Source organism: Stenotrophomonas sp. STEN033 (assembly GCF_056856655.1).
The window spans coordinates 50,997-57,976 of sequence record NZ_JBXFWM010000024.1; the positions used below are offsets into that span (position 1 = coordinate 50,997).

General features: G+C 58.4%; 5 protein-coding genes and 1 pseudogene. 4 read left to right on the forward strand and 2 right to left on the reverse strand.

What is annotated here, in order from left to right:
* Positions 1–139 precede the first annotated feature (139 nt).
* The 3 genes and pseudogenes from AC1VXC_RS10440 to AC1VXC_RS10450 all read left to right on the forward strand — a co-directional run bounded on the left by AC1VXC_RS10440 (position 140) and on the right by AC1VXC_RS10450 (position 3,122).
* Complete coding sequence (locus AC1VXC_RS10440; RefSeq protein WP_481538510.1) at positions 140–1,375, forward strand: ISL3 family transposase; 1,236 nt, start codon at positions 140–142, stop codon at positions 1,373–1,375.
* 59 nt (positions 1,376–1,434) lie between these two features.
* Positions 1,435–1,752, forward strand: a pseudogene (locus tag AC1VXC_RS10445) (integrase core domain-containing protein); the annotation flags it as partial.
* A gap of 47 nt (positions 1,753–1,799) precedes the next feature.
* Positions 1,800–3,122: a hypothetical protein gene (locus tag AC1VXC_RS10450; RefSeq protein WP_481538509.1), complete on the forward strand. Its 1,323-nt coding sequence runs from the start codon at positions 1,800–1,802 to the stop codon at positions 3,120–3,122.
* Between the two features lie 111 nt (positions 3,123–3,233).
* Here AC1VXC_RS10450 and AC1VXC_RS10455 read toward each other — a convergent pair whose 3' ends face one another.
* Complete coding sequence (locus AC1VXC_RS10455; RefSeq protein ID WP_482995043.1) at positions 3,234–4,325, reverse strand: IS3 family transposase; 1,092 nt, start codon at positions 4,323–4,325, stop codon at positions 3,234–3,236.
* Positions 4,326–4,401: 76 nt separating this feature from the next.
* Here AC1VXC_RS10455 and AC1VXC_RS10460 point away from each other — a divergent pair, with 76 nt between their 5' ends.
* On the forward strand, positions 4,402–4,902 hold the full coding sequence (locus AC1VXC_RS10460; protein WP_481538508.1) for a tyrosine-type recombinase/integrase: 501 nt from the start codon (positions 4,402–4,404) through the stop codon (positions 4,900–4,902).
* Positions 4,903–5,223: 321 nt separating this feature from the next.
* Here AC1VXC_RS10460 and AC1VXC_RS10465 read toward each other — a convergent pair whose 3' ends face one another.
* Entirely contained in the window at positions 5,224–5,799 is a 576-nt protein-coding gene (locus AC1VXC_RS10465; RefSeq protein ID WP_481538507.1) for an NYN domain-containing protein, read from the reverse strand.
* Positions 5,800–6,980: the final 1,181 nt, after the last annotated feature.

Below are 6,980 nucleotides of genomic sequence, written 5' to 3' on the forward strand. Positions count from 1 at the left end.
CATCGTCAACGAACTCCTGTGGCGTGTGAGAACCCGCAGGATGCGCTCGGAGACGATGGCTGCCTGCAAAGAACGGATCAGTCGCGTTCCGTGTGGAATCGCTCTTGCCTGAGCCCGACGTGGGCGGCACGCTTCCCGGATGGAAGCTCTCTTCACACAAGCATTGGGTCTGAGTCCGCCATGGGCGGTGGTTTCGGTGGATTTCCGGCAGTCTGAGGGTGCCATCCACTTTGCGGTGGAGTGCCAGGCCAAGCGGCTGGCGTGTCCGGCGTGCGGTGCAGCCGACCAGCCGATCCACGACCGGATCAAGCGACGCTGGCAACACCTGCACTTCTTCCAGTTCCGGGTGTTCATCCATGCCCCTCTGCCCCGGGTGGCCTGTGCGGCATGTGGCAAGACCGGTCAGGTCCAGCCGCCATGGGCGCGGCCCGGGTCCGGCTTCTCGTTGGTGATCGAAGCATTCGTGATCGCGCTGTGCCAAGCGATGCCGGTGGCGCACGTGGCCCGACTGGTGGGGGTGTCGGACGATCGGGTCTGGCGGCTGTTGCGGCATCACATCGACCAGGCGCGTGCGCGGGAGGACTACAGCACGGTCAAGCGGGTGGGCGTGGACGAGACCAGCAGCCGGCGCGGCCAGCGCTATATCACCTTGTTCCACGATGCCGTTGCGGCCCGATTGCTGTTTGCCACGCCCGGCCGCAACGCGGCGACCTTCAGCGAGTTCATCGCCGACCTGCAGGCCCATGGCGGTGATGCCGGAGCGATCAGCGACCTGAGCATGGACATGTCCAGGGCGTTCCAGGCTGGCGCCGCCCGGCACTGCCCGCAGGCGCGAGTGACGTTCGATCCCTTCCACGTGGTGGCGCTGGCGGGCCGGGCGCTGGACCAGGTGCGGCGGGCGGAGGTAAAGGCCGAGCCTGACCTCAAGGGCAGCCGCTGGGCGCTGCTCAAGGACTCCGAGCGCTGGAGCTACAAGCAACTGTGCACCATGCACTGGCTGCAGCGCAGCGGCCTGAAGACGGCGCGCGCCTGGCACTTGAAACAGGCACTGCGACGCCTGTACGCAGCGGGGCTGTCGCCGGAAGAAGCCGACCACCAGCTGGACCGTTGGATCAGCTGGGCACGCCGCAGCCGCCTGCCGCCGTTCAAGCGTCTTGGCGCGACCCTGCGCGAGCACAAGGCCGGGATCATCGAGCACTTCCGGAGTGGCCTCACCAACGCCAGCGTGGAGACGATGAACGCCCAGATCCAGGCGGCCAAGGCGCGGGCGAAGGGCTATGCCACCCACGAGAACCTGATCGCGATCGCCTACCTGTTGTGCGCCAAGCTCAAGCACTTGCCGCGCAATCCATGGTTGGCGCCGGCGGCGGCATGATCAGGTCAGTTCCACAGGGATCGCGACAGAGCCCAAAGAACTCATGCCTCCAGATGTACTATGGAAAGGAATTCTGCGGAAAAGCCATGGTGGCCTGGGCTCACGACAAGGAAATCGCCCTGCGCTTGATCGAGCCAGGAAAACCGAATCAGAACGCTTATGTTGAGTCGTTCAACGGCCGGCTACGCGATGAATGCCTCAACGAACACTGGTTCCCAACATTGCTCCATGCCCGTACCAGCATCGAAAGCTGGCGACGTGACTACAACGAAGAAAGGCCCAAAAGAGCACTCGGCGGGATCACACCTGCCCAGCCTGAATCGCCCCTTCTCCCTCTATCGCTCAAAGAAAAGACACGAATTGAATTCATAGGCTGACTATGGCAGTTTAGTTCTATTCAAGGAAGATAACTGGAGAAGCTTCGTTGGAACGCGCGAGTTGTCGTGGTAAAGCCACCATCTTTTCTCCTGCCATTAATGCAGGATTAATCGCATTTTTTTCACTTTTTCAAGTCAGTTCCACCTATGCCAGCGAGCGAGTTCTAGCTCGCACAAAATTTGGCGATGTCATCTGGGGAACAAAAAGCTTTGTTGACCAAAGCCCTCCAAAGCTTAGGCTAAGAACGGCAGATGGACTACGTGAATTCTCGAACCGGCCAACCTCGGACAGCTCGCCTCCTAGTAGTACTGTTGCCGCACAAGCAGAGAGCGAAGGTAACGTTGCACTCCTGCTAAGATCCGACTCCAAGAACTGTACAGCGAGATTCCAGATTTTGCTGCTGACGCAATCAGGACGCGGAGATTCAATCAGGGCCTTGCCATCGCATGACTTTGGTATCTGCAACGAAGGTCAGTCAACGATCGAGCTGATCCACAACAAAACCTCCAACGGCGAAGAAGTCATCAGGGGAGTTGTGGCAACCCTTCCCGATGCCCTTGGCCAACACCAGTTTTTCGTCGTTCCACGCAACAACGAGCTAGCAGCCAGCTCCGCGAACGGCTTCGAAGATGGCAGGAAGTTCATTCCAACGCGCACGTCGGCCCCATGCCTATCTGGCATCTGCCTTGGAGACAGCATCACCGTTCACACTCACTCTGTGAATTGGAACCTTCCACTAACTAAGATCAACCTAGGGAATAGCCCTTTCTCGGAGCTTTACAGAATCCAAGATCGCATCATCGGACTGCCAGAGAACAGCGGAGCTAACATCTACCTATCAAATCGCACATCGAGAAGCCTCATACTCACCAGCGATTTTTATAAAAAACATCCATCTTTTAGGAATTTCGACGGAGAAATTATTGAACCAGAGGGCGCGATGGTTCGGGTAGACGCCCCTTTCATCCAAATTCTATCCAACCCTGGAATTGTGTTCTGCCGAAACATTTTCTTCCGAGCGAGTTTTACTAGCACAAATGGTTATAACACCTGGGTGTCATTTCGCCCTGATAGGGAAGGGGTTCCACGTGTGGTTGAGCTGATTCGACAGTATCGCCTCCCGAACCGACAATCTGTTGATGCTACGACGTTGTCGCTGCGTAAGGAGTACCCTTTTTTGCCCGCAGCTAGAAGCAATGGAGACGATTGGAGAGATGGCCCATGGGGCGGCAAATACCAGTTTATCGACTATGGAATAGATAACGAGCTGCGCCTGGCATTTACTCATTACGATAATGACGCAACCGACGAGCAACTCAGCGCAAAGCCGGTTTGCCCGCAACCCCAAATCCGAAACACCATCGACTAATTCTTTCATGACTAAAATGTACTGTCCTTGCTTTGTCGACTCCCCGTAATTCAGTGCCAGGCTAAATTAGAGGTTTCCGGTTCGTGACGGCCTCCCAGATATTGAGCCGATCTAAGGTAGAAAAATCGGCGTGTTTGGGGCTGTCCGAAATGCCTCGGCGAACTGCGCTGGCGCGGCATTTCCCAAGGACGAATGCGGACGAAAATGATTGTAGTCGGTTCTCCAGTTTTCGATCTTCTGGCGGGCGTCGTCAAGGGACAGGAACCAGTGCACGTTCAGACATTCGTCCCGGAATGAACCATTGAAAGATTCGACGAACGCGTTATCGGTCGGCCTACCCGGGCGCGAAAAATCGATCGTAACACCGTGATCGTAAGCCCATTTGTCCAGCACGATACTGATGAATTCAGGCCCGTTATCTGCCTGAACCCGGCGCGGCGAACCGCGTTCCTGTCGCAGGTATTCCAGCGTTTCGACAACATCTTCGCCACGCAGGCTCTGCCCCACGACAATGGCCAGACACTCGCGGCTGAAGTTGTCGACCACGGTTAGCGATCGGAAACGGCGTCCATCGAAGAGCGCATCGCTAACGAAATCCATGCTCCAACTCTGGTTGGGTGCGGTGAGTAGTGGCCGATCTAAGCGGTCCGCAGCCGCCCTGCGCCGCCGCGGTCGCTTTGAGCGCAGATTCAGCCCTGCCAGCTTGTACAGCCGATGCACGCGTTTGCGATTGATTGGCCAGCCTTCACGACGCAGCAGGATGTGGATGCGCTGGTAGCCGTAACGCACCCGCGTCTGGGCTATCTCCTCGATGCGCCGCGTCAATGGCGCATCCAGGATCTTGCGCACCGGTTTGTACGCCAGCCCGGAACGGGCTTGGCGCATCACGCCGCATGCCCGCCGCTGGCTGATTCCGTAAGCACGCTGCAGAAAGCCGATGAGCGTATGTCGCTGCACCGGCCTCAGAGCTTTTTTTGAATGACGTCCTGAAGCATCACTTTGTCCAGGCTCAGATCTGCGACCAGCTGCTTGAGCTTGCGGTTCTCTTCCTCCAGTTGCCGTAGCCGCCGCAGCTCGGACACGCCCCGAACTCAAATGGCTTGCCTGCGTAATCGCACAGCGTCGCGTTCTCTTTGGCGATGAACCAGTCATAGATTTCATCCTCGCGCACCACCGCGTCGCCGCGCTCGTTCTTGATGACATAGTTGGCCATCAGGAAGTAGCGAAGAAAGCGCAGTGGCTTTTCCCGTCCCTGCCCTACAGCGAGATGGCGAAGTTCATGAAGGAGCTGGGCAAGCGGGTCGGCGAGTCGGCGCGAGCCTTGGAGTTCACCATCCTCACAGCTGCTCGCACTGGGATGACCACCGGCGCGGTGCCGACAGAGCTGGATGCGAAGTGCCTCAACTGGACCGTGCCCGGCGACCGAATGAAGGCGAAGAAGGAACACGTCGTGCCCCTGCCCCTGGCCGCGCAGGAGCTGGCCAGGCAGCGCGGCGATCGTGAGCTTCTGTTCCCCAACGATGTCACCGGAGAGGCCCTATCCGAAAACGCAATGCTGGCCCTGCTGAACCGGATGGGCTACGGGCAAGTCACGGTCCACGGCTTCCGCACCACGTTCAAGACATGGGCCGACGAAGTGGGGGAGTACCCGGACGACCTGTCCGAGGCGGCGCTGGCGCACACGATCAAGGACAAGTCCAAGGCCGCCTACAAGCGCGGGACGATGCTGGAGCGCCGGCGGGAGATGATGGAGGCCTGGGCCAAATTCTGCGGGCGCTGATCGACCTGCAGCACCTGCATGCCCTGCAGTTTTGCGGGTGACCTGCGCGCCCTGCAGGCCAAATCGCCGCCAGCCACTTTCGAAACACTTGCGCCTCAGCCAGGACCAACCCAACGAAATTCGTCGGCTTGGCTGATCTTCGGTCCGCTGAATTTTCAGCAGTGCTTTCGGATCAGCAGCTTAGTCGCCAGCTGTCACACATAAGGGGGCATGACTGGGGTTTATCCAAAACTGGATGCACCCCCCAATAGGGGTGAACGAATCATTCACCCCTGCTGCCCAAAATGGCCTATAGGTCGCGGCGGAAGTAGAGCCCGGCCCTTATGCGCTTGTGGCCAGCCTGCCGTCAGTAACTCCGAGGCGTAGCAACTCAAGATGCTTGTTCAGACCAACGAAACGAGAAGCAGCGTCCCTCAGTTCCTTGGAGGCATGGTCCCAGAACACCACTTCAACGAAGTAACCATCTTTTCTCAATTCATTGATCGTCGGCACGTAGTCGGCGTCTCCGGCAACCAGGACGAAGACATCCTCATGGGGGTCTCCTGACTTGTATGCATCTTTCGTGAGCAGGGTGGCTATCCCGGTATCAATCTTCTTTTCCTTGTTCCTAACGTTGCGATCCTCCAGGTGGAGTTCGAAACCCGCCCTCTTCGCAAAATCCCAAATACTGTCATTCGGCGGTGGACGGGAGCCAAATAGCGCCGCCCTCTTGATCGTGCGCTTATCGGCACCGCACAAGAACTCGTGCAGTTTGCCAAAACTAATCGTATACCCATGATCCAGCACGCCAGCATTCATGGCGTCATATATGTTATCGGCGAGCCCTTGGTTAACGGCACTTACTCTCCGACCTTCTATATAGAGGTTGGAGTTATCCACATACACAAAATCAGCCATGCGTCCCCCTGATTCCTTAAGAATTGAAATTTTGCGTCCCTGATCACATTGGCGACCGCCCCTGCGATGCGATCTGATACTAAGGTTCAGCGTCTTCACCAACAAGCTGGACCCTACTCAGTATGCCTCAGCAACCAAGCCCCGACAGGTGACAGGGTGCGCAGCGGGCAAACCATGCCACTTAAGCGAGATGGCTGGGTCGTTTGCACCGGTGCGCGACGAACGTGGAATCACTACCCCGCTATCTGCGGGGTAGTGGCGGAACCTGTGTCACGGCATGCGACACAGGTTCCGCCGGAAAACGGTGTCACGCGGCGGGACACCGTTTTCAGGGGGTCATCCCAAAGTTGGGGACACCCCCTGTATTGGGTAGTGAAACGCCACCCCATCGCAAGGGCTACGGATCATCCCTGGCGCCGGGGAATCCCTTCAGGGCGCCCTATGATCCGTCCACGATTTGGCCCCGCTGGGGCGCCATTCTGCGGATCACCCTCCGGATGTTGGGCGAGATCGGCGTCAGGCACTTCCTCGTATAGCGGCTGGTGGTAGACCAGACCACAAGGCATGGGTACTTCAATGCTACCGATGACTCTCTTCATAGCGAACTCCTCTTGCCAGACTTGGCGAAGAAGACGCTAACAGGCCACCGGGGCGTACTCCCGGAGCCCTTTCCCATTCTGCTGGTGGTGCTGGCCACCCGCTCGGTGCGGCAGCCAGGCCCATGCCTGGCCAGCGGTGAAACGCAGACGTATCAACGGATCTGGTCTGAAACGGCCCTAGATGGGCCCGGCAGATGGCCGGGCGGGTGCTGGTGCTGAAATCCGGATTACCCCGTATTTGGCGGTGCTCCGGCGGCGCCCCGGCGGCGCTACATGCGGGATTCTCCCGCATCTACCGAAGTGGGGCTCACTTCGGGGCGGCCAAAGCAGCAATTCCTGCTTCTCCTGCGGTGCAGGTAAAGCCCTACTCCCCCGCTTCCTCGTACCGCATGGCCTTGACCAGGTAGTCTCCAGCCAGAAGTTGAAGCCGGCCCGAAGCGGCACGTACCCGTGCTCGCTGCCGCCAGTTGCGAGCGTGTGCAGATTTTTGTGTAAACGGGATTCGGGTTACAGCTGAGGGAGCCGCCCCTCAAACTGGATGGTAAATCGGTTCAGGGCTGCCTTCCAATCACGGATGGGTAA